The sequence below is a fragment of the Microbulbifer mixtoriginis (SeqCode) genome (assembly GCF_052466695.1).
The window spans coordinates 4270449-4295931 of record NZ_CP174285.1 but is presented as its reverse complement, the minus strand read 5'-3'; the positions used below and the strand labels follow the sequence as shown (position 1 = coordinate 4295931).

Sequence of the window (25483 nt, the reverse complement as noted above, 5' to 3'; positions counted from 1 at the left end):
ATAGGAACCCAGCCAACCTTTTAGGCTTACCAGGCGTTCTTATTGCATATTGGCTAGTAAGGATAATCAGCCCGCTTCGGCGCTATTTAACATGGCGTGCAACAAAACATTACAGCCCGCTTCCAAGTGGCCTGGCTCAGCCGACTCCGCTTCATTGTGTGAAAGCCCCCCCGCACAGGGAACGAAAATCATAGACACGGGTGCAACCCGCGAGATATATACCGAGTCGTGCCCAGCTCCAGAAACCATCTTACGATTGCTATAACCCAGGTTTTGTACCGCACTGTCAACCGCCTCAATACAGTCTTTATCAAAAGCCACCGGTGGTGAGAACCATTCTTCGCGCACATCGATAACAACACCGCTGGCCTCTTGCGCCTGCTCGGCTACCCGGTAGAGAGTGCGGTGTAAATGCTCCAACCCCTCCGGTGTTGGGTGGCGTAAATCCAATGCGAGCACTACTTTTTCCGGTACGGTATTGCGGCTACCCGGTTCTGCACGCAAGTCGCCACAGGTAATCCGGGCATCCTCGGAGTAAGCCTTCACTTCCCCATATAGTTTCTCGCACAGCCACGCCATGGCCTGGACAGGGTCGCGACGATCCTCCATTGGGGTGGGCCCTGCATGACAGGGGGTACCAAAGAAGGTCACATCGTACCAGCGGATTCCCTGCACCCCGGTAACGACTCCAATCACTTGATCCTGTTTTTCCAGAATAGGTCCCTGCTCAATATGCGCCTCAAAGGCCGCTTTGATAGGTGCCGGCTGGACCGGTTCAGGACCTAAATACCCAATACGCTCCAGCTCCTGGCCAATGGTTATGCCAGATTTATCCATGCGGCTGTGGCCATAATCGAGGCTAAACTCCCCCGCCCAAACACCGGATCCGACCATGGCTGGGGAGAAGCGAGCCCCCTCTTCGTTAGTCCACACCACCACTTCCAGGGGTGCCTTGGTTCGAACCCCACCCTCCTCAAGGGTGCGCAATACTTCGAGGCCGGCCAGCACACCGTAAACTCCATCAAACTTGCCGCCAGTGGGCTGGGTATCCAGATGCGATCCTGTAATCACTGCGGGGAGGTTATTGTCGGTACCGGAACGGCGAGCAAAGATATTCCCCATGCGATCCACGCGAATTTCACAACCGATTTCCCGGCACCAGCGTACAAACAGGTCGCGCCCTTTACGATCCTCATCAGTCAGAGCCTGCCGGTTACAACCCCCAGCAGGGGTTGCACCAATTTCAGCCATTTGCATAAGACTTTGCCAGAGACGTGTGCCATCAATACGCAATTGTTGTGCGGGGTTTTCCATTCAAAAAGCTCCGGGCCTGATATTGAGGATCATATTAATCACTTTGGCAAAAGTTATGTTTTGATCCTTACAGATTAAAGAGAGCATTATTTCGCCGTTGATCAAAACTCGACCAGAATTTACCAAATGACTCTCACTGATAGCTCATACTTGAAAATAGACGAGCTGCTAGGGTGTCAGAAGCCCCTATCAGATGGCTCTAAGCACGATGAACCTCTGTTTATTGTGAAACACCAGAGCTTCGAGCTCTGGTTTAAGCAGATGTTACATGAACAGAGCTTCCTGGTATGGCTCTTCAGTTGACCGCGCCTTACATCCCCTTAAGCGAGTGGGTAAAATTTACCGCACGCTGATTCAATAAGTGGATATTCTTGAAACGCTGACACTACTGGAATTCTTATCCTTCAGGGACCGGCTCTCAACCGCTAGCGGCTTTCAGTCATTTCAGTTCTGCGAGATAAAGGTTCTGATTGGTATCTATCACAATGATCCCCTGCTGAATGAGATCTGTGAGGGCTGCTCGATATCGACTGTTCTTTACAACAATAATGGTAGAGCGAAGGATGGAAGCAAAGCAGGCACTGGCGGATCGGCCATGAGCGGGCAAAAAGCAATTTTTACCGTTCGCCTTTCCTGCGCTATTGAAGGCTCCCGTTGCGGGGACTCAGTAATTAGCAGCAGGCATAAAAAAAGCCAGCATATTGCTGGCTTTTTTTATGCAATGCGAAGGCTCGCTCGCTTCTCTCTGGTTTACTTCTCGAAAGGCACCAGGGAAACTTGAATAGCCGGATTCACTTCCTTAGCAGCATCCGCGATCTGTACATAAGTATCCGCACTCGACTTGTTATGCGCACGTACAATCACAATAGCTTGAGGATTCTCGGCATACAGCTGCGCGATACGGGCACGAACAGCGCGACTATCAATACGGCTACCAGCAAGACTGATCTCATCGTTGGCGTTCACAACCAGCAGGATGTTTTGCTTATCTGAATCAGGCGGGTTGTCCTGGGTCTGGTTCGGATCAGGCACATTTACGTCCAACGCTTTCTCTTTTACAAAGGACGCCGTTACGATAAAGAAGATCAACATGATGAACACTACGTCCAGCATGGGCGTTAGGTCGATATCCGCCTTCTCTTCTTCTACGGCCTTTCCGCGTCGTCTACTCATAAAACACCGTGCTGTTATCAAATACCAAGGGTGCCGGTTTAACCGGTCTCATCTGGTGGGCAAGATTGCCGCGAATCGCCAGGCATTGCAAGTACAACCTATAACCAATAGAAATAATCCTTTAAAATCAATAAGTTAAGAAAGCAAGCTGAATAATCAGATCATTTTTTGATCGAAAGATCCGACTATCGCTGCTGCAGATAACGCTGGTAATCCGGTACCTCCCGGTCAAACTCACGCTCCATTAGGGTCGACTGAACAATCATGTCTGCACTACTCGAATTGCAGGCCACGGGTATATTCCAAGCGGCAGCAATACGTAACAGTGCTTTGACATCTGGATCGTGAGGCATAGGCTCAAAGGGGTCCCAGAAAAAGACTAGCAAGTCTACCTTGCCTTCACTGATTCGGGCTCCAAGCTGCTGATCCCCCCCTAGGGGACCACTCAATAGCTTCTCTACTTTGAGACCGGTAGCTTCCTCTATCTTACCGCCAGTTGTGCCCGTAGCCAGAAGACTGTGCTTCTCCAGAAGATAACGGTGACGAAGACACCACTGTATCAAGGTCCCCTTGCGGTTGTCGTGGGCGACCAGGGCGATCCGTTTACTCGCGGGTAACGCCTTAGAGATAAATTCCATAAGGACCTCAATAAAAAGTAACTCTTCTATATTATCCCAATCACACGGAAGTTGTTCCCTCTACTCCACCCCACGAAGTATTAAGGAATTGCTACCCACAGAAGTAAGTTCACCTCGGTATAATGGTGAAAACCTCGTACCTAAGTAAGGAGAGAATATGAGTGTAGGAGCCTGGGAGCCACAGGTGAGTGGCCGGCAAGAAGAAAACCAGTGGGAATTCGACCGGGATCAATTGCAGAGGCTTATCAGTGTTGCCGCCTCTGATAACAGCCTAAGCGCAAATCTAAATAAAGATGACTTAAAGGCCTCAAAGCTGATTCGCCTGCCGGCTCAGCAATGGTTAGAAGAGAGCCAACACTGGGACAACGAGCAGTTATGGCAACTCATACGCTTCTTCACCCTTGCAGAAATGGAACTGACCGGCTGGGATGCCGGGGCAGAGTCTGCTGTCATTCCCCTGGCCAAAGAGCTGCGCCAACGCAAAGCACCATTACAAAAAGAACAACTTCTCTGGATTCGTCAACACTCCAATAACCGCTACCTTCCCTACGGGCCACTGTAACCTTTAGATACCAAGACACGGTGATAGAGCCGCAATCCCTTCCTCTATCACCAAAGTCTCTGCTTAAGTTATCAACTCTTTATAAAGAAGAATCCATCTCCAAGCGGTATTAAGATACCTTGAAAACTTTCAGCTAATTCACCGCAATCGCCATCACTATCAGAAACCACTGCAAGGGAATATCTTGTTAACCTAGAATTCTCTGCCCAGCATTAAACTGAGCCCCCTAAGGCTATTCATAGCAATGCCTACTTAGGAAGCATACTTTTAGCTCCAGGAAGTGATGACTCTACAAAAGACTCAACCTGTCACTAGATAACAAAGAATTTACTTTAAAGCCTTCATTATCCCAGTTACCCAAGTGAATGTTCTTGAGCGTTTTAACACTCAGCAAATACCCACTAACTTTTTGATACTTAGTTAACAGACCAGTTGAGTTAGTCTGCAACAAAGCGATTAGTTCCTACGACTATTTCAAGATAGCCACAAACACTCAAAACTCAACCAGAATTCAGATCGGCTGTTGGCATCAATGGGAAAATTCTTGGCCAATATCCAGCTTAACCACCGAGCTTTTCTCTTAACTCACCTAAACAGAGTAATATCCCCATAAATAAAGAGGCTATCTAATTAATCAAAGCCTACATGTACACGTATAAGAAGTGCCTTACTGATCCGCGACGGCTCAGCTGAACCTTGAAGGCGTTGTACATCCCTAACCTCTCGCAAGTGCAGGATAGTAATATCCACAGCTTTCGAAGTTCTTCTGTTAGACAGTGCATCCAGACTAGAAGCCCATGAAAAGAGTGGGCATTTCTCCAGAGCCAGCCACTACTTTTACTCCACTTAAGAAGCCAGAGCTTTTAAGGCATGGTTAGAGTCACTTTCACTATAGTGAAATCAGTATTCAGCCACATTAACTCAGCGCGGTAGGGTTACATCTGATAAAGACTGCAATGATTCATAGTCGCAGGCTCCGAGCTTAAGCATTTGTCGATAACAGTCCGTTAAGTTTTGTTAACTCTTTACTTGCTCAACACACTAACCCCACTACCTGGGTTTGCGCTAAATCGGAACTGTAAGTGCTCTCCAGTTTAATCTCTTATACAAAAACGAGAGTCATCAATAAACCATAGGAAATTACTCAACTATTCACTTGCAATTACACCTTTCAGTTTATGCAACGAGAGTAAAACAAAAGTCTTCTTTACTGCGCAAATACCTACTACGACTCTCTTTTTAGGTCCTCAAATTGAAAATATATAAAAAAAAACGATTTTTTTTACATGAAATAGCAAAATTCCATATAAAACACTTGCATTTAGGTATACAAATAAGCTGCAATTAGCGCCGCTCACTTGGGGGGACTCACTATCAATTGTTTTCTGCCGAAAACAGACGCCTTCGACAGTGCATTTCACTGGGAAGATGGCTGAGAATAATTGATAGGAATGCCCCCATTTAACAAAACAATACATTTGCAGGGAAATTTAAATGGCTACAAAAAAAGTATCCGCAGTCGCCACTAGCGATGTTGCACAGCTGGAAGCGGAGCTGCGCTCCCTTACCGCAAAACTGGAAAGTGCCCGTCTCAAACAAGAGAAGGACCTGACCGCTAAAGTAGAAAAGTTGGCAAACAGTGCCAAGAAAACCGCAGAAAAAGCTAAAGCGACTCAAGAAAAAGTTGCCGCTGTCCGCGCTAAGAAGAAAACCCCGGCCCAGCAAAACCAGCTGAAAAAAGCGCGTGATACTGCTGCAGCAGCCAAAACTGCCGCTGCAGAGGCCAAAACTGCCGCTGCAGAAGCAAAAGAAGAGCTGGCCGGCATTAAAGCTGCAAACAAGCTTGCGGCTAAAGTAGCCAAAGTCGTCGCTAAAGAAGAAGCCGCTATCGCCAAGAAGCTGGCAACCGAAGAGAAGAAGCAAGCTACAGCAGAAGCCAAAAAAGCTGCAGCTGCTGCCAAGAAAGCTGCCACTGCAGAGAAGAAAAAAGCTGCTGCGGTAAAGAAAAAGCCCGGGCGCCCAGCCAAAGCTGACTCAGCTAAGAAGAAGCCTGGCCGTCCTCCTAAGGCTGCAGCCACTACTGAAGAGCCCAAGAAAAAGCCGGGTCGCCCAAAGAAAACCGAAGAAGCTAAAAAGCCCGGTCGTCCAGCCAAAACCGAAGCTGCCAAGAAAAAGCCTGGCCGTCCAAAGAAAGCAGAAACAGAAGCCGCAGCAACTGAAGCTGCTCCTGTAAAACGCGGTCGCGGCCGCCCGCCAAAGGCAGAAACTGCGAAAAAGAAGCCCGGTCGCCCGGCCAAAAGCGAAGCAGCCAAGAAAAAGCCAGGGCGCCCCAAAAAAGTCGAAGCCGCAGCCCCAGCTGCAACTGAAGCTGCTCCTGTAAAGCGCGGCCGTGGTCGTCCGCCCAAGGCTAAGTAATAAGTAACTCACTTAGCTTGTTCAGCGGGAACAACAGTGCCCGCTGAACCGCCCCCGGCAAGCCCGGGGGCTATCCTTTGCACTCACCGATTTGAGCACCAATACTGACCGCGCGTATGTGGTGATCCTCCCCAAAGTACAAAATGCAATCGGCCCAGTTAGGCATATCAATTAACAGATTTCGTGTTATCCGTTCATAGTGCTCAATAAAGCGATCCAGCTCAGACTCCTCCATCCCCGCCCCTGTGCGTTTACGTAACTTTTGTTCCTGTAGTTTGCGCCACTCAAAAATTGACTCCATTCCAGAAGCACATAGCATCACCATGATATCCACGCGCTGAAATAGTTCGCGATAGATCCCTTCCAGTTGCTGATTAATAAAACGTCTCCAGCTGCCGGAAGTGTCCTCTAACCTCTCCAATGAATTAATAGGCCGAATTGGTATTATCGATGCCTTAGCGCCGAGACACCATCCCTCAAGTAATACAATATCCACCTTGCCACTATGCACAGGCCAAAGGTTACTGGGCACCCTGTCATCTTTGGATTTATCAAAACGCGGCAGAGAAACTTGTGACTGATCTCCAGCACTGCAAAGAGCATCCAGAGTCTCTAACCCCAATTGAACATCGTGAGTGCCCGGTACTCCGCGGGTGCGCAAGAGCGGGTGAACCTCTTGGGAGAGCTGCAGCCGCTGGGAATGAGTCAGGTAAATGTCATCCAAAGAAAAAGTGCAGCAGTTGAACCCCTGTTTCGCCAGTATCAGGCAAATAAAGTCTGATAACGTTGACTTGCCAGTGCCCTGCCCACCACTAATCCCCACAACCAGGGTCTGCCCTTCCTTGTGTCTTTTCATGAGCCATAAAGCCAATGGCAAGTAATAGGCCTCTATCTCATGAGAAAAATCTGCTGGCAGTTGGTGCTTCTGGATAAAACTACCAATCACTTGCCGTAGACTTGTCCCTGCTAATTCACGGCTAAGTTTGATAATTTCCTCCGGCCAGCGACATATTCCAGTCTCTAACTTGTTTCCCAACCTTCCCTCCAGATTCTGCTCCAATTTTTAATCAAGCCTCTTATTCACCATAAAGAAACGGGGGCTATAGCCCCGCAAAAAGTGATCACAAGAATAATTTAATACTGAATTTGCTAGCTCAATCGAGGACCTGCTAACTTTCTCCAAGAGAGTTTGCTACGCAAATGCCCAGGCAAAACCAAAAGAACCGGGGTCACCAGTAACGTCAGGAGTGTGGAGAAGGACAATCCATAGACGATAGCACTGGCCAGTTTGACCCAGAATGATGCGATTACACCGTCGACCACAACATTTCGTCCTACCATGTCGACACTCACACCTAGGGCTAGCGGCAACAAACCTAAAATCGTCGTCGCAGTAGTGAGAAATACCGGGCGTAACCTCTGCGTGGAAGCTTTGAGAGCCGCCTCTGCGGGGCTAAGATCAGGCTCACTTTTACGTACAAAGTTATAGGTATCGATCAAAACAATATTGTTGTTAACCACAATCCCCGCGAGGGCAACAATCCCCACTCCAGTCATGATGACACTGAAGGTGCTCTGGCTAAGCAATAAACCCAACATCACACCAATCGTCGACATAATCACCGAAGACAAGATCAGCAATGACTGATAAAAACTGTTGAATTGGGTTACCAACAGGATAAACATCAAAAACAGTGAAAGTAGAAAAGCCACCCCTAGAAACTGAAAGGACTCACTCTGCTCTTCATCCGCACCGCGAAATAATAACTCCACGCTTGGATCTACCGGATTCTGCTCAAGCCAAGCCCGGATTTCTTTGACCTTATCGTCTGGCAACACACCCTCCTGGGCGTCAGCTTTTACTTGCATGCGGGTAATGCCGTCGATCCTTTCAATTTTGTCTACTTTCGGCATGGCCACTGTATGTACAAAGCTGCTGATAGGCACTGTACCGCGCGGAGTGTTGACCTTGAGTTGATCAAGAGCGGCTATACCGCGAGCACTTTGCGGGTAACGAATACGAATATCCACCTCTTCATCAGTATCATCGGGACGGTATTCAGCCACTCGCACACCGTTGGTTACCAGCTGAACCGCTCGTCCTACTTCAGTCAGATCAGCTCCATACAAGGAGGCCTTGGCACGATCCACCCGCACCTCCCACTGAATCCCTGGGAGTGGTGCAGTATTGACAATATCTCGTAAACCACCGAAATCATCTTCCATTGCCCGGTGTAGTCGCCAAGTCTCGGCCAATAATTTTTCATAGTTCTGCCCGCGTAGCTCTAACACAATATCTTTGCCAACTGGCGGGCCGCCTTCCATTACGTTAGCCGTAACCTTGATCCCTGCAAAATTTGCTGTGCGTGCACGAATATCTTCGAAAACTTCCCGGCTGCGCCGCTCGCGCTCCTCAGCCGGCAGCAGCTCCACCAACATATTGGCAATCTGGTCCGGGGCACGATCGGAGTTACCGGAAATTCCACCGGAACCGATTGTCGTGTGCGCTATACGTACTTCTGGAATACTCAGGACCGCTTTTTCCACTTGGGCGACCAGCACTTTCTTCTCCGCCATGGAGAGATTGCCCTGCGCTCTAATCTCAACATTGCCGTACTGCTCTTCGGTCTCGGTGAAAAATTCAACCCCGGCACCAAAGCGGCCAAAAGCAATAAATATGCAGACCAAGAGAACAATTGTGGTGGTAAAGGCCATCCCTGGGCGACGCAAGACAAAAGCCAAGAGGCGGGCATAGTAACCGGTAATTCCCGGTAGGAGCGTGGGCTGCCCCTCCTCTAACTGCTTTAAGTAACTACGCGTTGAAGCTGTTAAATTACTTTTGCCAAATAAAGCGCCCAGCACCGGAGCAAAAAACAGTGCATAGAGCAGTGATCCCGCTAATACCGCAAAGACAGTCACCGGCAGGTAGCGCATAAACTCGCCGACCACTCCCGGCCACAGCATTATCGGAAGAAAAGCGGCGAGCGTAGTTGCCGTTGAGGCGACAACCGGCCAAAACATACGACTGACCGATGCGATATAAGCGTTACGAGCACTCAAACCCTCTGCCATTTTTCGATCGGCAAATTCGGTAATCACGATGGAACCATCAATCAGCATACCGAGGGCCAGTAACATGCCGAACATCACCATAAAATTAAAGGAGTACCCCAGATACCAGGTGACGATAGAACCGAACAGCAGCGAGAATGGCACCCCCAATCCAACCAGAATGCCTGAGCGGAAACCCAGGGCAGCCACCACAATAATCATTACCAGCAGCATTGCGGTAAGAATATTGCCCTGCATTTCACTGACCATATCCCGCGCAAAGTTGGACTGGTCAAAAACAAACTCCACTTTTACGCCTTGGGGTAAAGCTCCCAGCTCCTCTTGCACAACCGATCTGACCCGATCTGCCACATTTACGGAGCTGGCGTCATTGCGTTTCTCGACATTAATAGCGAGACCGGGGCGACCGTTGATGCTGGTAAAACTCACAGCATCCTTGAAGGTGCGGCGAATATCGGTCACATCACCCAGGGTAACAACGCCATCTGCCGAATTCTTTAACGGGATCTCATAAACATCCTGTGCACTCTCAATCAGGCCGGGAACTTTGACAGAAAAGCGCCCGCGATCCGTATCCAATTCTCCTGCGGGAATCAGCAAGTTATTACCCAGCACCGCGTTAATCAGCTCTGCACTGGTCACCTGATAGTGCTCCAGGCGCACCGGATCAATAGTTGCCTCGACTACCTCTTCGCGATTGCCGTGTAGATCTGCGCTCAATACATCGCTGATATTTTCTATTTTGCGCTTAAGTAACTGGGCACTACTGAGCAGTACCCGCTCACTAACTTTTTCACCAGAGAGGGTAACCACAATGGTGGGAAAAGGTTGCGCCGATGCTTCCTCAACGGTGGGTTCTTCCGCATCCCTTGGCAGCTCTGCACGGGCCCTCTCCACCGCGTTGCGTATATCATCCACCGCATCATCCACATCAATTGCGGAGTCAAATTCCACCACGATATAGGCCAGGGACTCACGGGCGACCGCAATCACCTCGACAACTCCCTCGACCGCACGGATTTCCTGCTCCAAGGGGCGCACCAAAAGGCGCACGCCATCCTCGGGAGAAATCCCCTCATGGGTAACCTGCACCATAACAAATGGCGGATTCACTTCAGGGCTAGATTCAATTGTCATAGCACCGCGGGCCACAAGCCCCACTAAGACAATCAGCAACATCAGGCAAATGGCACTGCGATTGCGCGCAATCGCATTCTCCAATAATTTCATCGCTAGTTACCTTCCTGATCATCCTGTGCACTGGGCACTGAAACCGGCTCAGGGGTGATATCCACAGGCTGGGATTGCACACTGAGTGCAGGTTCTGGTGGAGACATTTCCACCTTGACAATATCGCCCTGGCTCACATATTCCTGACCGACGGTGATCAGAGTAACCGGGTCCGGCAGGCCACTGACCCAAACACCCCCGTCTCCATCACCCACCAAAGTGACATTGATAAAATCGACCTGATTGTTTTCATTGAGCACCCGCACACCCAGTGTGCCGCTGTCATCCAGAGTCAGTAGTGAGGAGTTAATATGGTGTGCCAGTATTTCACCGGTGGGCAGAGCCAAGCGACCACTTAAACCACCGCGCAGCAAGTTGCCGGGATTATTCACTGCCACCTCGACCCGGTAAGCGCGGGTGATCTCTTGAGCCTGCTGGCTGATGTAACGCAATTTACCCTGAACCGGAATACCACGTTGTAATTCTGCACTGGCCGGGCCCGCGGGCACTAAATTGCCCACTTGATTCTCGGAGACCTCACCAACTACCAGAATTGGATCCAAATCCAGCAGGGTCGCACATTCTTCTCCCCGGCGAATAAAATCACCCAGCTCTACTGCGCGCTTATTGACCACGCCGGCAAAAGGCGCGCGGATTTTCAAGTTATCCACCATCACCTTGGCCGAGGTGAAATCCGCCTGCGCTTGCGCCAGAGCAACATTCTGCTGAGCCATGGCCGTATCGGACTGCAAGCCTTTCTTTTTTAGCCGCTCAGCGCCAGCATAATCCAGACGCGCTTTATTGAGCGCGGCTTCGGCCAGGGCCAGTTTTTCCAGACGGTCCTCCGCTTCGATTTCACAGATCACCTCACCCTGTTGTACTTGGCTTCCCTCTGGCACTGGCAGCCGGGCTATAACACCATCCAGTTCCGCTCTCAGGCGCACGCTGCGATTTGCTTCGGTATGCCCATTGACCAACACCCGTGTCGCGTAGGACTGAGCCTCAATCCGCCGGGCCTGAACCCGCACCGCCGCCTCGGGAACAATCCCCGCTTTTTCGGCGGAATTCGCACTCTCACTATCCTCTTCAGGTAGCAAAACTCCACTGAATAGCCAGGCAAGGGCCAGTAGGGTAACGAGTAATGCGATTCGATAATTTCGGTTAGACCAGATAGATACCAGTGCACTCATAAATAGAAACCTGTCAGGCACAAATAAAGCGGCCGGCAGCAACGCTGGCGCAGTGTTTTGAGTAGGCCAAATTTTACACAGCCCAGTCGTATTCCTAAATTGAATTTTCAGAGAAATAGACCAGCTGACAAGGCTGCGGGGCCGGTAACATCAGTCGATGTCTGAGTAAATTGAGTATAAGAAGGGACAGGTGCTTCGCGTGGAGCAAAGAGGGGAAATCGGTCAGACTGTCTTCACAGGGCACTCCAACCGCATCATTTAGTGAGAATTAAGACAGCATCGATTCCAAAAAACCCAGCATGTCTGACTCATCATCAATCAGTTCACCGGAACCAAATTCCGCATTCCAATCGAGAAGTATTCTGGCCAGAGCCCTTGCCTGTTCGGCCAGGGCAACTAACTCTTCGCGGCTATTCTTTGGCCCGGTGTAAAGCTTTAATTTGCGATGGCTGTCGGCCAGTTGATGGCTGGGGTACTTAGAGCGATACACTTCCAACTTCCAGCGCAGCGAATGCACCATATTGCGATAAAACGTCAATTTTGTTGGCAACTGCAGCAGAGTGAAATCTTCAAGATCCCCAAACAGGGAGCAATCGAGCCCGAGCACCTGGGTCTCGCGGCTATTGTGCGCAGCAAAAATATTCGCGCTACGAGGCTCTGCCAACAACATAGAGAGATCGCCAAATAATTCCCCTGGGCGAATAACCGCCAGGGGACGCTCGCCATTAAGCCCATTGCCCTCCACTTGAACCTGCAGTTCTCCCCGCAAAAGGAAAAAAACCCACTGATCCACGTCGCCGGCGCGCAGCAGCTGTTCACCAGGTTCCAAACTCAAAAGTCGGGAGCGCTTTAACAATACATCGTACTGCCACTCACTGGCCGCACGAATATCTCGAAACAGATGAATGACGTTAAGAAGCTTATCGACAGCTTCCCGCGGATAGTCAATAAGGGGCTTGGTTTCCATAGATACCGCAAAATTAGTGAAAACTTTTCCATTTTTTCTAAAAGTGTGGCCGATGCCACTTGGCGATGCTGGATTCTAAACGATATCGATCTGCCACACACATCGTTGGCTATGACAATCGTTTCCCACTCGGCACCCGCGATCCTGCGAAGGGGGGCATTCTAACCTCTCCAGGCTTGAACTCCATTCCAGTTGCAGTAGAGTTAGGCGAAGTGTTGAGTACAGTGTGCTCACTCACACTTTGAATGCGCACTATTTCATCTGATTTGTGTGCACCGGGGAGGGACACCTCAATCTTAATTACCGGGACCCGAGTGTCCGGATATGCAGACACCATAGAACAATGAAATCGATAAAAATTGTCTTCTCACTTTGGGTGTTAACATTTGCTGTAACTACCTCAGCTGCACCGCTCTTAAATGGCCTTGCGCTCGAACAACAATTTAACAAAGAACTCTATATAGCCGCTGTCTACTCGGAGAGTCTTTCTAGTGATTCAGCCGGCCTTTACAACCCAGAGACACCGCGGCGCCTGGAAGTACGGGTGCTCGCCAAAAGCCTGCCCGCGCGCCGTTTCCGCAACCAGTGGATGGAAAGTATCGCCATCAATAACCGCGGTGACACCCTGAGCAGTCAGGCGGAGGATATGGTGACCTTCGCCAACCTGTTTAAAGGCCGCCTACACCGCGGGGACCAGTTAGCCATCGATTTTGCTGCCGACAGCGGTATCACCTCGGTTTCCCTAAATGGCATTACCCTCGGTGAGATAGCCAATCCGGATTTCTTCAATACCCTGCTGCGCGCCTGGATCGGCCCTGTCCCCCCCTCGACAGATTTTCGTGACGGACTGCTCTCTGCCGGAAATATTCCCGACTCCCTGCGCTCCACTTTTGAGAGCCTAGAGCCCAGCAGCGAGCGGATCGCCGAGCTGCAGTTGAAGTTGATTAGCCAAGAGGAAGCCCTGGCGGCGGCGCAGGCACCACAGAAAGAGGAGGAGCTATCCAAGCCCACACTGGTTGAGGTGGATCTCGCCCCGCCCACCATGACTCTGACTCCGGCAAGCTCCGAAGTGTTGGAGGTGGCCGAGCAAATCACAGAGCAGGTAGCTCAGACTGAAGCCACCGATGGGCTCTCACAGACAGAGGAAGCCCCCCTGCAGCAGGAAAACGAAAGTAGCGGCGAGCCTATCCAACTAGCCGCAAACGGCCCCGAGGATATAGCGCTGGCAGAAATGGATGAGGAGTTTGAGGAGGAAGAAGAGGCCCCCCTAACCGCCGGTATGATCTTGGCTCGCCAAATTTACACTTCCAACCTACTGCGCCACACCTACCGTCATATTCGCTATCCGAAACGCGCCCAGGAGCGGGGCCAGGAAGGTAGTGTGCGCCTGAATGTGGTTATTAACACCCGCGGCGAAGTAGAGGAGATTCAGGCAGTGCAAGAATCCCGCTTTGGAACTCTCAACCGTGAAGCTCGCGCTGCGGTAGAGAGAGCGGCGCCATACCCCGCAGTACCCTCCCAGCTGGGCGAGGAGACTTTCAGCTTCTCACTGCCGATTACCTTCAATCTACCCGACTGACCCACTCTTTCGCAAAAGCCCCACTCTGTGGGGCTTTTTACTAAGAAATTTCGCTAAATTTGTAACTCCTAACCAAATTAGCCAAGCCACCATCTGCCGCAATCCATCCGCCGCTAAACGCAGCCCTCTTGCCCAACCTTACTGTCCCCTTTTACCATGTACGTTTGATACAACTGTGCAAAATTTAGCCAAAAGAGCCGAAATGAAAAAACTATTACTACCTGTCGCTATTGCAGGCATTCTCGCCGGCACCCAGCTGTCACTAACAGCCCACGCCCACGATCACAGTGGCTCCAGCCACCATAAGGCCACTGCTGAACAGCAGCAGCTCACTTCCGGTATCGACCTCACCGCGATGGATACTAGTGTTCGCCCACAGGATGACTTCTTCGCCTATGTAAACGGCACCTGGCTAAAGAACACCGAAATTCCAGCAGATAAATCCCTCTGGGGCGGCTTTACAACCCTGAGAGACAAAAGCACAGAACAAGTTAAAACACTGATCATGGAGGCCAGTAAAGGCGCCAGCAGCAAAGATGCCAAGCAGATCGGTGACCTCTACAACAGCTTTATGAATGAAAAGCTGATTGAAAAGAAAGGCATTACCGCTGTCTCCTCCGAACTCGCCAAAATCGACGCAATTAAGACCCGCAAGGATCTGACTAACTATTTCGCCTACGCTGATATCGCCGGCTACGACGTACCCTTCGGTGGCGGCATCTACCAAGACCTGAAAGAGGTCGAAAACTATATTTTCTACCTGTGGCAGGCCGGCCTGGGTATGCCGGACCGCGACTACTATTTCGAAGATACCGAGAAGAGCAAGGGGCTGCGCAAGGCCTATAAAGAGTATCTGGTAGAAATCCAAAAGTTAGGCCAGCTGGATAATGCCGAAGCGTTCTCCAAGAAAATCTTCAAGCTGGAAGAGAGCCTCGCCAAGCATCACCGTACACGCCTGGACAACCGCGACCCCGAAAAGTATTACAACAAGAAATCCACTGCGGAGCTGAAAAAGCTGATGCCCGCAGTTGACTGGAACAGCTACCTAAGCGCAGCCAAACTGGCCAAGGCTGACAGCTTTATTGTGGGCCAGCCCGAGTACCTGGAAGCCGCTAATCAGATCATTGTCGACACCGATATGGCCACCTGGAAGCGCTACCTGAAGGTCAAGGTACTTTCCGCCATGGCGCCTTACATGCACAGTGAGATTGCCCAGGCACATTTCGATTTTTACAACACCAAACTCCACGGCGTAGAGCAGATGGAACCCCGCTGGAAGCGCGGCACCCAGTTTGTGAATGGCGCAGTGGGTGAGCTGGTCGGCAAGCGCTACGTTGAAAAGTACTTCCCACCGGAAGCTAAAGCGCGCATGACTGTGCTGGTGGACAACCTGAAAGCCGCCTACCGTGAATCCATCGAGTCCTTGGAGTGGATGGGTGAGGACACCCGCAAACAGGCATTGTTTAAGCTGGAAAACTTCACCACCAAGATTGGCTACCCGGACAAGTGGCGTGACTACTCCGCACTCAAGGTAGATGCCGATAACCTGGTGGGCAATGTGCTGGCAGCCAATATGTTTGAGGCCAGTTATGATCGCAACAAGCTGGGCAAGCCCATCGACCGCGGTGAGTGGGGCATGAGCCCACAGACCGTGAATGCCTACTACAACCCGGCAATGAACGAGATCGTGTTCCCCGCAGCAATTTTGCAACCACCATTCTTTAATATGAATGCCGACGATGCAGTGAACTACGGCGGTATCGGTGGTGTGATCGGCCATGAAATCGGCCACGGCTTCGATGACAAGGGCAGTAAATTCGATGGCAAGGGCTATCTAAATAACTGGTGGACTGACTCTGACCGCAATAACTTTGAGAGCCTTACCAGTAAGCTGGTCTCCCAATACGACGCCTACGAACCCTTAGAAGATGAGCACATCAACGGCAAGCTGACTCTGGGTGAAAACATCGGCGACTTGTCCGGCCTCGGCATCGCCTATAAAGCCTACAAAATGTCCCTGAACGGCAAAGAAGCACCGGTCATCGACGGTTTCACCGGCGATCAGCGCGTATTTATGGGCTGGGCACAGGTTTGGCGTAGCAAGATCCGCGATGAAGCTCTGAGCGGCCGTATGAAGGTGGATACCCATTCTCCTGCGGAGTACCGAGTGAAAGGGGTCCTCCCCAATATCGAAGCTTTCTACGAAGCTTTTGATATTAAAGAAGGTGACGGTATGTACCTGCCGAAAGAGGAGCGCGTGAAGATCTGGTAATCGCTGGCAATAATCCTGCCATCTGTTACCGGCTTTCCGCTCTACCGGCCGCCCCGGCGGCCGGTTTCTCTCAATATTTTCCTCGAAGTTTCCCTCTCTCCTAATATTTCCTCATTCTTGTACCATCCATTTCATCAACACTACAGGATGGACAAATCTTTGCCGCAATAGCTTAAGATGGATGGCGTGCTTTCATAAGAGATACCACCAATGGCCCATCGCACCCAGTTCCAACTGCTTGCCAGCCGCCGCTTTCTGCCCTTCTTTATCACCCAGTTTTTAGGTGCCTTTAACGATAACGTATATAAAAATGCGTTGATCGTGATGATCGCCTTTCGCTTGGTGGAAAGCGAAGCCAATGCTCTAATTAATATCGCCGCTGGCCTGTTTATACTGCCGTTTTTCCTATTTTCCGCCTCTGCAGGTCAGTTGGCGGACAAATTTGATAAGAGCCGCTTAATTAGACTGATCAAGCTGGGAGAGATCGTTATTGGCTCCCTCGGTATAGGTGCGCTTTATAGTGGCAGTAATCTGCTCTGCCTTGCCGTTTTGTTCCTGCTCGGAGTGCAGTCCGCCTTCTTTGGCCCGGTGAAGTACGCCATCCTGCCACAATCCTTGAAACGCTCTGAACTGGTCGGTGGTAACGCCCTGGTAGAGATGGGTACTTTTGTTGGTATCCTCGCCGGCACCATTGTGGGCGGCCTACTCGCCGGACTGACCGGGCAAGGGGAACACGGTCTCTTCTACCTCAGCCTGATTATTATGGGGGCCGCGATATTCGGCTACTTGGCAAGCCGCTGGATTCCTCAAAGTCCAGCGCCCTCGCCAAATTTGCATATCAACCCAAACCCCATCACCCAAACCAACAAAATCCTGCGTACTACCGCCAAAACCCCATCAATTTTCTATGCCATTATCGGCATCTCCTGGTTTTGGCTATTGGGCGCGGCTTATCTGACGCAGATACCCAGTTTTACGAATAATGTACTGGGGGGAGATGAATCCCTTGTCACCCTATTGTTGTGTGCCTTTACCGTCGGTATTGCCCTGGGCTCCATGCTGTGCGAGCGCTTATCCAACGGCCATATCGAATTGGGCCTAGTGCCACTGGGTGCCGCCGGTCTCACCATTGCCGGAATCGCCCTTTCCAGTGCCGGGGGGAGCTTTCAGGAACTGCAAGAGCCCACCTTAAGCGCTTTCTTCAACAGCAATGGCGCCCTCACTATTCTTACCTGCATCGTATTGTTAGGTATTTTTGGTGGCCTCTACATTGTGCCTCTCTACGCTATGATGCAAGACCGATCGCCTCGAGAAATTCGCGCACAGATTATCTCTGTCAACAATATTCTTAACGCGCTGTTTATGGTTGTTTCAGCGCTGCTGGGTATTTTGTTCCTGAATATCCTAGGAGCCACGATTCCACAGTTTTTCCTAGTCATCGCCCTGATGAACGCCGCCGTGGCTATCTTTGTATTCACCAAGGTTCCCGAATTCGCGATGCGTCTACTTATCTGGATGCTCTCCCACACAATGTATCGGGTTAAGCATCAAGGGTTAGAGCAGATTCCCGCAGAAGGACCAGCCCTGATCGTGTGTAACCATGTGAGTTATGTGGATGCCCTACTGTTAGCCGGCGCCGTACGCCGCCCAATACGCTTTATCATGTATAAGCCGATTTACGAAATCCCGGTGCTGCACTTTATCTTCCGCACTGGGCGCGCCATTCCCATCTGCTCCAAGTCACGAGATCCTGCAGGCTATGATCAGGCATTCAAGGACATTGAGCAGGGTTTGCAAGATGGTGACCTGCTATGTATTTTCCCAGAAGGGCAACTCACTAAAGACGGAGAGATGCAACCGTTTAAAGCCGGCATTGAAAAAATCCTTGCGCGCACCCCTGTGCCGGTAATCCCCATGGCCCTGCGCGGACTTTGGGGTAGCTTCTTCAGTCATAAAGGTGGACACGCCTTCACCACCCTACCAAAGCGCTTCTGGTCCAAAGTCAGTGTCGTGGCAGGCGCTCCGATTGAAGCGCCTGAAGCCAAGGTAGAGGCATTACACGATGAGGTATTGGAGCTGCGCGGGGAATTAAAATAGATCAACACATATTTTGGGGCTGGGAAAACACCAGCCCTGTCATCAAAACCCTTACGCGCCAGGATATTTGACCAGACCAAGGCTACTGTAGTCTTACTGCTGTCCTATGCTTAACCAAACTTCCTTCAATGTAATCCCATCTTCAGACCCCTATATAGAACGGTGGCCGAATACGGGTCTAACAAGGAATATGCGCAGCGTCACTCAACAAATATGAATCCCCGACTGATAACCAATCAGATATAGGCTGCTCCATGTAAGGAAGTGACAATGGCTCGACAGAATCAGTTTCAGCTATTGGGAAAACGCCGCTTCCTCCCCCTATTCCTTACCCTGATCACTGTCTATTTCAACAACAATATCTTCAGAAATGCTCTCTTAGTTATTCTCGCTTTCCAGCTGGCAAAAAACGAAGCCAATACTCTGATCAATCTGGCAACCGCACTTTATCTTTTACCTTTTTTCCTGTTTTCTATCACAGCGGGGCAATTGGCAGATAGGTTTGATAAAAGCAAATTTATTAGGCTGATTAAGCTGCTAGAAATCCCCATTGTACTTCTGGGGGCTGTTGCGCTGTATGCCAACAGTAAGATGCTAAGCTTCTTAGTTTTATTCCTATTAGCAACCCACGAGACTTTCTACGGCCCTGCCCGCTATGCAGTTATGCCCCAACACCTGAAACGAAAAGAACTGATGGGTGCTAATGGGTTGGCACAAATGGCAATTTTTGCTGGCAGCCTTGGCGGTGCAATCGTAGGCGCTCTACTCGCAGATTTTATCAAGCCGGGACAACATGGGGTTTTATATCTTAGCATTGTCATGTCTGGTATCGCAGTTTTTGGTTATTTAAGCAGCCGCGCAATACCTCCAGCACCACCATTGTCACCCCGCTTAAAAGTGAGTTGGAACCCAGTAAAGCAAACTCTGAAAATTTTACAGCAAACAATGAAGAACCCTTCGGTTTTTTATTCCATCATCGCCTGCTCTTGGTTTTGGTTAATCAGCACAACTTTTATTGCGCAAATTCCCAGTTTCACCAAAAACACACTGGGCGCCAGCGAACCTGTGGTTACCCTGATGATTTGCTGCTTAACAATTGGTATTTCGCTTGGATCCCTTATGTGCAATACCTTATCTCGAGGCCGTATTACACTTGGCATAGTGCCCATCGGTGGGCTTGGAATAACTCTGGGCGGGCTTGGTCTGGGTTTTAGCGCACTAGGTTTTCATACTATATCTGGAGCTTCCATATCTGAATTTATGATGAGCGACAACGCAGTTTCAATTTTGCTCTACACAGTATTGGTGGGTTTCTCCGGGGGGATCTTTATCGTGCCACTCTACACCATCATTCAAGACCGGGCAGAAAAGCAAATACGCGGACAAATTCTTGCACTGAATAACATGTCCTACGCCCTATTCGTTGTCATAATCTCAATAGTCAATATTATATTGCTAGATGCGGCAAAGATATCTATCACCCAACTTATAATATTCCTTGCAATTTTAAATCTCCTTGCATTAATTTTTATCTGTTTCAAATTACCCGAGCTGTTAGTGCACCTAACCACCTGGGCCTATACAAATATCGTGGCTCGAGTGCAAGGAGAAAACTTGAAACTGATACCAGAACAAGGAGCCACTCTCATCATCTGCACGTCCATGAATTACCGGGCACCTCTAATCCTATATGAGATAATACCGCGCCCCGTTCGTTTTATATTACCGCAGTCATTATTCAATCATAAATTAATACGCTTTTCCCTTAGCAATGGGGGCACACAACCTATAATTTACAACTCAGAAAAAACAGAAAAGAATATCAACCTTCTCAACGAAATAGAAAACGCAATAAAAAAAGAAGAACTTTTGTGTCTATTTATAGACAAGCAAGATCATTCAAGTACAACCATGAAAAGAAGAAAACAGTTATGGGGCATATTTAGGAATCATAACGCTCCCATTACTCAAGCCCTATTACAGATCAAGAAGACAAAAAGCCAGTTAAGCAGAAGAACATTATTAACCTTAAAAAACATTTACAAAGACGACGATATTTAAAAAGAAAACCTACAAAGACAGCTTCACCATTTAAGGATAAAGACCTCAAAAACCACAACTACTCTTTTACAACAACAATCAACACTATAAAACCAGATTCCATCTCCTAATTGGCAGCAGTTCCTTCTACTCTCCAAGCATCCACTGATTCAGCTTTACCCTATGCTATTAGTTACTCACTTTTGCACTGATACAATGGTTTAATCACTGGATTTGTTCAAGGGAAGCAACCTAACTAAAGAAAGGCGCCAATGGCCCAGCAAAACCAATTCACCCTTTTTACCAAGCGCCGCTTCCTGCCACTGTTTCTCTCACTGATCAGCGCTGCCTTCAACGACAATATTTTCAAAAATGCACTCCTGGTGATGCTGGCATTTCGTCTGGCGGAGTCCGAGGCTAATGCCTTAATCAATCTCGCAACGGGCTTTTATATACTGCCGTATTTTCTCTTTTCGGTAACGGCCGGCCAGCTAGCGGATAAATATGACAAGAGCCGAATTATCAGGATATTGAAGTTAGCGGAAATATTTTTTGTCTTGCTGGGAGCCTATAGCCTTATTTATAACAACCAGATCCTGAACTTTATTGTGTTGTTTTTAATGGCAACACACACCGCTATATTCAGCCCTGTGCAGTATGCCCTACTACCCCAACACCTCAAGCGCAGCGAGTTGATGGGAGGCAATGGATTGGCACAGATGGCTTCCTTTGCCGGGGTGTTAGTCGGGACTATTGCCGGTACCCTACTCGCCGGTTACACAAAACCGGGCCAACCGGGACTGGAGGAATTGGGAGCCATCATGGTTGTGATAGCCGTCTTAGGCTATCTTGCCAGCCGAATGATCCCACAAGCACCTCCCCCGACCCCAGATTTGCGCATCGACTGGAACCCCGTATCCCAAGCTTGGCGTATAATGCGGCTAACGGTTAAGAATCCATCAGTTTTTTACGCTATTCTCGCCTGTTCCTGGTTCTGGCTGGTCAGTTCAGCCTATCTGGCACAGGTGCCCAGCCTCACCAAGAATGTACTAGGCGCGAGCGAGCCAGTTATCACCATTATTCTGTGCTGCCTATCCATTGGTGTGGCGGCGGGATCCCTGATGTGCGAAGCACTCTCCAGAGGGCGCATCACATTTGGCATAGTACCTATCGGCGCCTTGGGGATCACTCTAGGTGGGCTGGGCCTCGGCATAACCACTGCACAGTTTGACACCTTGTCCGGGGCATCTATCAGCGAATACCTGCAAAGTGATGGCGCTTATGCCGTACTCATATATACCGCTTTGCTGGGCATATTTGGCGGTATTTTCATCGTGCCGCTTTATACAATCATGCAGGACAGGACCGACTACGCTGTGCGTGCGCAAGTCCTATCCCTAAACAATGTTTTAAACGCCCTATTTATTGTACTGATCTCGCTGCTTAGTATTTTTTTTCTCGATGTACTGAAAATTACAATTCCGCAGCTATTTATCCTGATGGCTCTGGTGAACTGTACAGTAATGGCTTTATTGTTTTTCAAACAACCAGAATTTATTGTGCACTTACTTGTGTGGCTCTCCTCGCATCTATTCGCCCGTACCTCCTACGGAGAACTCAAGCACATTCCCGCCACAGGAGCTGCACTGCTAGTCTGCAGCCCAGCAGCCAGGCTGGCGCCCCAACTGCTTATGGATACTCTGCTGAGGCCGATTCGCTTTATTCTGCCCCAGGGATTTAATCAATTTCCTTTGCTGCGATTTATTTTTAACAATTACAGTCTTGCGCCCATTTTTTACGACGCGACAAGAGATAAAGAGAAGCTCTCAGCTGAAATACGTCGAGCTGTAGGGAATGGTGAATTAATCTGCTTCTTTACCGTTAAAGATCACTATGACAGTGAATATACTGATATTGAAAGACAACTGAAGGAGGTCTTAACGCATACGGCCACCCCCATATTCCCCCTTACTCTGAAGGGATTGCACGATGAGGTTTCAGGCAGCCCCAATCATAAAAAAATGCGCTTTTTCCCCAAAGTACATATCAGCGTAGGGCAGCCTATTGCAGCGAAGGATATAAACGGATCAGCCTTAGTTGAGTAACTCAGCCAAAGTGTTACTTAATTCATCGATTTAACCAGCAGCCACTAACCACCAGTAAAAAATGTGCCTTATTCGAACTCCAAATTCAGAGTTTAATCGCGCTCAAGTCCAGCAACAGCTGCGAACTCCACACCCAAATAGGGTAATTGGCATATTCAGATTCTAAGTGGGGCTTCTTTAGCAAAAAAATACCCGCTTCTGGGAGCGGGTATTTTCAATACTTTCAAGCTACGTTTTATTAAGCAACCTTGGCAGGAGCCTCAGTAGAAGCACTCCCCTTTCTCATCAGCCAAAGCGCTCCGATAAGCACCAAGGCCTGCAAGCCAATCCCCTGCCAAGTTGGGTAAATACCCAGCCAGTCGAAGCTAAACTGCACCGGCAGCGGTGAAATACCAATCCAGGCTGCCTCCTGCAACGCGGCAACCGCCTTGCCTGCAAGTACGAATGACAGTGCCAGCAATACATAAGTGGTCACGCTGAAGAATTTACCGATCGGCAGGCTCACCGAGTAGCGCACTAGGGCAAAACCAATTACCGCCAGTAAAACTACACCAGCGCCAATCCCTGTCCACAAAGTGCCATAATGGCCTGCAGAAGTCTGCGCCAGTAGAGATTGATAGAACAGGATGGTCTCGAAGATCTCACGGTAAACTGCGATAAATGCCAGCCCTGTAATACCCCAAAGGGCACCGGTACTTAGGCTACGGTTGATGCTTTCACGGATATATTTCTGCCACTCGTCCGCTTGTGTTTTGCTGTGCATCCAGAAGCCCACATAGAAGAGCACTACCGCGGCCAACAAGGCGGCCACGCCCTCCATCACCTCACGACCGGCACCACTAATGGTGATCAGTGTCTGCGCCGCAATCCAGGTGGCAAAGCCGGCGGCAAAGGCACCTACCCAGCCCACATGTACAAATTTGAGGGCATCGCGACGGCCAGTTTTTACCAGGATAGTAGTCAGAGCAATCACCACCAACAGTGCCTCCAACCCTTCACGCAGAAGAATCACCAGACTGGCAATAAATAGAGCAGCACCAGACAGGTTGCCCTCCTGAATTAACGACTCCGCTTGAGCTAGTTGCTGCAGGATTGTCTCAATCTGCGCCCGAACCTGTTGGGGGTCGCTATCGGCATGAAGTTGCGCGCGCAATCCCAGCAATTCACGTTCAGTGGCCAAGCGCAGGTCTGCATCCAGAGAGTTCAGGGAGTTTTCCGCCATCTCAAAACCATCAAGATAGGCGCTGATAGCCAGTGTGCGAGCTTTGGCGAAGTCGCCCTGTTGATAAGCCAGCAGAGACGCCTGTAACTGTGTGCGCGCCACATCAATGGGAGAGCCGCCTACCGAAGCCTCTGCGGTAAACAGCACACTCGGATCAGCGCGTAGGGCCGCCACCGTCTGCGAGGAGATTTCCGGACGATCATTGCGCAGCACCTGTGGGCTATACATCACCATATCTTGCAAGCTAGGTTTCATTTCCGCAGCCGGGTCGCTTTCACCGGCAAATGCCAAGCCACCCACGTAAAAAGCGAGAGACCAGCGCTGCTGCTCGGTGAGGTTAGCAAATGCAGTCATGGCGGTGCCATCAATACCATTGCTGATCGCATCGTAAAGCCCCAACAGAGAACGATTAACAGCGCGCTCGCGCTCGTGGAAATTGGTCGGCGCAGGCTCCAGATTCGCCGCCAAGGGGCCGTCGCCGTGGCCCTCCACACCGTGACACGCAATACACTGGGCCTGATAGAGCGCGAGAGTCTCTTCAGTACTGACTAATCCACTTGGCAGTGATAATGCCGGAGCAATAGCTAGCAACCCCTGGCGCAAACTGGCTGTGTGTACCTGCACTTCATCAATATCCGCTTTGCGCTGGATCGCCGCCTGTAAGGCCTGGGCCTCTGCGCGAATAACACTGGCCTCGGTGGAATCTTTTAGCTGCTGCCCACGGTCGATCAGCAGCCCGGCGAACTCCTTCATTTCAGCATATTCGTCGGCATTGATGATCTTGCCTCCGGCCACAGCCTCCGGGTAATCAACGCCAATATACTCCGCCATTTGCATCAACTGGCGCAGTTCCTGATCTGAGAGCCCCCCCTGCTGGGCCTGGGCGGGGATAATCGAAATGGCCAGCAACGCTAAAAACAAGCGTGCCAGATAGTGGAGAAGGCGCATGGAGTGTCCTTTTCAGTTGCTACAAACACTATTCGTTATGGAGCGCACAATATTATTGATAATCATTCTCACAATAAACCCCATGCTTAAACTCACCTATATTCATTGAGTTGAAAAAGCCTTGCTTTTTAAATTGCCCACAATTAAATTGTGCACAATCTAAAAAGCGGAGCACACCATGACAGACCTTTACTCAATCCCCGTAAAGACCGCCAGTGGCGAAACCACTTCCCTTGAGGACTACAAGGGCAAACTGATCCTTGTGGTAAACACTGCCAGCAAGTGTGGATTCACCAAGCAGTACAAAGGACTCGAAGCCCTCTACGATCAATATAAAGACCGCGGCCTAACCGTGCTTGGCTTCCCCTGTAACCAGTTCGGCAAACAGGAACCCGGCAGTGACGATGAAATCCAAGAGTTCTGTGAACTGAATTTTGGCGTCAGCTTTCCCGTTTACGCCAAACTCGATGTCAATGGCCCCACGGCTCACCCACTGTTTGTGGAGCTGAAGAAAAGAGCACCGGGTCTCCTTGGCACCGAAGGCATCAAGTGGAACTTCACCAAATTTCTGATCAGTAAGGATGGCAAGGAAATTAAACGCTACGCCCCAAAAGACACCCCTGAGTCCCTGCAGGAAGAAATCGAACGGATGTTGTAAC

The 25483-nt window shown here is 49.9% G+C and carries 18 protein-coding genes; 10 read left to right on the top strand and 8 right to left on the bottom strand.

The genetic code is table 11. From position 1 onward, the window contains the following. Positions 1 to 66 precede the first annotated feature (66 nt). Positions 67 to 1314: a Zn-dependent hydrolase gene (locus ACJJI0_RS18770; protein WP_444883761.1), complete on the bottom strand. Its 1248-nt coding sequence runs from the start codon at positions 1312 to 1314 to the stop codon at positions 67 to 69. Positions 1315 to 1440: 126 nt separating this feature from the next. On the opposite strand from ACJJI0_RS18770, the gene ACJJI0_RS18765 reads away from it, so the two are divergent. Together ACJJI0_RS18765 and ACJJI0_RS18760 are read left to right on the top strand one after the other, a co-directional pair. Continuing rightward, positions 1441 to 1617, top strand: a complete 177-nt coding sequence (locus tag ACJJI0_RS18765) for a tryptophan 2,3-dioxygenase family protein (RefSeq protein ID WP_252084558.1) — start codon at positions 1441 to 1443, stop codon at positions 1615 to 1617. Positions 1618 to 1675: 58 nt separating this feature from the next. After that, positions 1676 to 2095 (top strand): tryptophan 2,3-dioxygenase family protein, encoded by a 420-nt coding sequence (locus tag ACJJI0_RS18760; protein WP_444883760.1) that lies wholly within the window; start codon positions 1676 to 1678, stop codon positions 2093 to 2095. Here the strand turns inward: ACJJI0_RS18760 and ACJJI0_RS18755 are convergent. Both ACJJI0_RS18755 and ACJJI0_RS18750 read right to left on the bottom strand, forming a co-directional pair. Continuing rightward, positions 2065 to 2487 (bottom strand): ExbD/TolR family protein, encoded by a 423-nt coding sequence (locus tag ACJJI0_RS18755; RefSeq protein ID WP_252084556.1) that lies wholly within the window; start codon positions 2485 to 2487, stop codon positions 2065 to 2067. The genes ACJJI0_RS18760 and ACJJI0_RS18755 overlap by 31 nt on opposite strands. Positions 2488 to 2672: 185 nt before the next feature. Then, entirely contained in the window at positions 2673 to 3125 is a 453-nt protein-coding gene (locus ACJJI0_RS18750; RefSeq protein ID WP_444883759.1) for a methylglyoxal synthase, read from the bottom strand. A 157-nt stretch (positions 3126 to 3282) separates the two neighbouring features. Between ACJJI0_RS18750 and ACJJI0_RS18745 the strand changes: the two genes are divergently transcribed. Further along, on the top strand, positions 3283 to 3687 hold the full coding sequence (locus ACJJI0_RS18745; protein ID WP_252084555.1) for a hypothetical protein: 405 nt from the start codon (positions 3283 to 3285) through the stop codon (positions 3685 to 3687). 1494 nt (positions 3688 to 5181) lie between these two features. Next, positions 5182 to 6102 (top strand): hypothetical protein, encoded by a 921-nt coding sequence (locus ACJJI0_RS18740; protein ID WP_444883758.1) that lies wholly within the window; start codon positions 5182 to 5184, stop codon positions 6100 to 6102. 70 nt (positions 6103 to 6172) lie between these two features. Here ACJJI0_RS18740 and ACJJI0_RS18735 read toward each other — a convergent pair whose 3' ends face one another. The 4 genes from ACJJI0_RS18735 to ACJJI0_RS18720 form a co-directional block, all read right to left on the bottom strand. Next, on the bottom strand, positions 6173 to 7138 hold the full coding sequence (locus tag ACJJI0_RS18735) for a phosphoribulokinase (protein ID WP_444883757.1): 966 nt from the start codon (positions 7136 to 7138) through the stop codon (positions 6173 to 6175). A gap of 113 nt (positions 7139 to 7251) precedes the next feature. Next, positions 7252 to 10404, bottom strand: a complete 3153-nt coding sequence (locus tag ACJJI0_RS18730) for an efflux RND transporter permease subunit (RefSeq protein WP_444883756.1) — start codon at positions 10402 to 10404, stop codon at positions 7252 to 7254. A 2-nt stretch (positions 10405 to 10406) separates the two neighbouring features. Next, entirely contained in the window at positions 10407 to 11594 is a 1188-nt protein-coding gene (locus ACJJI0_RS18725; RefSeq protein WP_444883755.1) for an efflux RND transporter periplasmic adaptor subunit, read from the bottom strand. A gap of 268 nt (positions 11595 to 11862) precedes the next feature. Further along, entirely contained in the window at positions 11863 to 12561 is a 699-nt protein-coding gene (locus ACJJI0_RS18720; protein ID WP_252084550.1) for a cyclic nucleotide-binding domain-containing protein, read from the bottom strand. A 343-nt stretch (positions 12562 to 12904) separates the two neighbouring features. On the opposite strand from ACJJI0_RS18720, the gene ACJJI0_RS18715 reads away from it, so the two are divergent. The 5 genes from ACJJI0_RS18715 to ACJJI0_RS18695 all read left to right on the top strand — a co-directional run bounded on the left by ACJJI0_RS18715 (position 12905) and on the right by ACJJI0_RS18695 (position 22654). After that, complete coding sequence (locus ACJJI0_RS18715) at positions 12905 to 14140, top strand: TonB family protein (RefSeq protein ID WP_444883754.1); 1236 nt, start codon at positions 12905 to 12907, stop codon at positions 14138 to 14140. A 202-nt stretch (positions 14141 to 14342) separates the two neighbouring features. Then, positions 14343 to 16412: a M13 family metallopeptidase gene (locus tag ACJJI0_RS18710; RefSeq protein WP_444883753.1), complete on the top strand. Its 2070-nt coding sequence runs from the start codon at positions 14343 to 14345 to the stop codon at positions 16410 to 16412. A 210-nt stretch (positions 16413 to 16622) separates the two neighbouring features. Further along, the gene (locus ACJJI0_RS18705) at positions 16623 to 18509 is read left to right on the top strand and encodes an MFS transporter (protein ID WP_444883752.1); all 1887 of its coding nucleotides are present in this window, start codon (positions 16623 to 16625) and stop codon (positions 18507 to 18509) included. Between the two features lie 270 nt (positions 18510 to 18779). After that, positions 18780 to 20570: an MFS transporter gene (locus tag ACJJI0_RS18700; RefSeq protein WP_444883751.1), complete on the top strand. Its 1791-nt coding sequence runs from the start codon at positions 18780 to 18782 to the stop codon at positions 20568 to 20570. Between the two features lie 251 nt (positions 20571 to 20821). Then, the gene (locus tag ACJJI0_RS18695; RefSeq protein WP_444883750.1) at positions 20822 to 22654 is read left to right on the top strand and encodes an MFS transporter; all 1833 of its coding nucleotides are present in this window, start codon (positions 20822 to 20824) and stop codon (positions 22652 to 22654) included. A gap of 238 nt (positions 22655 to 22892) precedes the next feature. Here the strand turns inward: ACJJI0_RS18695 and ACJJI0_RS18690 are convergent, their stop codons facing one another. Beyond that, positions 22893 to 24824, bottom strand: a complete 1932-nt coding sequence (locus tag ACJJI0_RS18690) for a cytochrome c/FTR1 family iron permease (RefSeq protein WP_444883749.1) — start codon at positions 24822 to 24824, stop codon at positions 22893 to 22895. A gap of 178 nt (positions 24825 to 25002) precedes the next feature. Between ACJJI0_RS18690 and ACJJI0_RS18685 the strand changes: the two genes are divergently transcribed. Beyond that, positions 25003 to 25482, top strand: a complete 480-nt coding sequence (locus ACJJI0_RS18685; RefSeq protein WP_444883748.1) for a glutathione peroxidase — start codon at positions 25003 to 25005, stop codon at positions 25480 to 25482. The last annotated feature ends 1 nt before the right edge of the window (position 25483 follow it).

Excerpts from the sequence above, each read along its gene's own strand:
- ACJJI0_RS18770 (WP_444883761.1), bottom strand. The coding sequence starts at position 1,314 with ATGGAAAACCCCGCACAACAATTGCGTATTGATGGCACACGTCTCTGG.
- ACJJI0_RS18765 (WP_252084558.1), top strand. The coding sequence starts at position 1,441 with ATGACTCTCACTGATAGCTCATACTTGAAAATAGACGAGCTGCTAGGG.
- ACJJI0_RS18755 (WP_252084556.1), bottom strand. The coding sequence starts at position 2,487 with ATGAGTAGACGACGCGGAAAGGCCGTAGAAGAAGAGAAGGCGGATATC.
- ACJJI0_RS18750 (WP_444883759.1), bottom strand. The coding sequence starts at position 3,125 with ATGGAATTTATCTCTAAGGCGTTACCCGCGAGTAAACGGATCGCCCTG.
- ACJJI0_RS18745 (WP_252084555.1), top strand. The coding sequence starts at position 3,283 with ATGAGTGTAGGAGCCTGGGAGCCACAGGTGAGTGGCCGGCAAGAAGAA.
- ACJJI0_RS18740 (WP_444883758.1), top strand. The coding sequence starts at position 5,182 with ATGGCTACAAAAAAAGTATCCGCAGTCGCCACTAGCGATGTTGCACAG.
- ACJJI0_RS18730 (WP_444883756.1), bottom strand. The coding sequence starts at position 10,404 with ATGAAATTATTGGAGAATGCGATTGCGCGCAATCGCAGTGCCATTTGC.
- ACJJI0_RS18725 (WP_444883755.1), bottom strand. The coding sequence starts at position 11,594 with ATGAGTGCACTGGTATCTATCTGGTCTAACCGAAATTATCGAATCGCA.
- ACJJI0_RS18720 (WP_252084550.1), bottom strand. The coding sequence starts at position 12,561 with ATGGAAACCAAGCCCCTTATTGACTATCCGCGGGAAGCTGTCGATAAG.
- ACJJI0_RS18715 (WP_444883754.1), top strand. The coding sequence starts at position 12,905 with ATGAAATCGATAAAAATTGTCTTCTCACTTTGGGTGTTAACATTTGCT.
- ACJJI0_RS18710 (WP_444883753.1), top strand. The coding sequence starts at position 14,343 with ATGAAAAAACTATTACTACCTGTCGCTATTGCAGGCATTCTCGCCGGC.
- ACJJI0_RS18705 (WP_444883752.1), top strand. The coding sequence starts at position 16,623 with ATGGCCCATCGCACCCAGTTCCAACTGCTTGCCAGCCGCCGCTTTCTG.
- ACJJI0_RS18700 (WP_444883751.1), top strand. The coding sequence starts at position 18,780 with ATGGCTCGACAGAATCAGTTTCAGCTATTGGGAAAACGCCGCTTCCTC.
- ACJJI0_RS18695 (WP_444883750.1), top strand. The coding sequence starts at position 20,822 with ATGGCCCAGCAAAACCAATTCACCCTTTTTACCAAGCGCCGCTTCCTG.
- ACJJI0_RS18690 (WP_444883749.1), bottom strand. The coding sequence starts at position 24,824 with ATGCGCCTTCTCCACTATCTGGCACGCTTGTTTTTAGCGTTGCTGGCC.
- ACJJI0_RS18685 (WP_444883748.1), top strand. The coding sequence starts at position 25,003 with ATGACAGACCTTTACTCAATCCCCGTAAAGACCGCCAGTGGCGAAACC.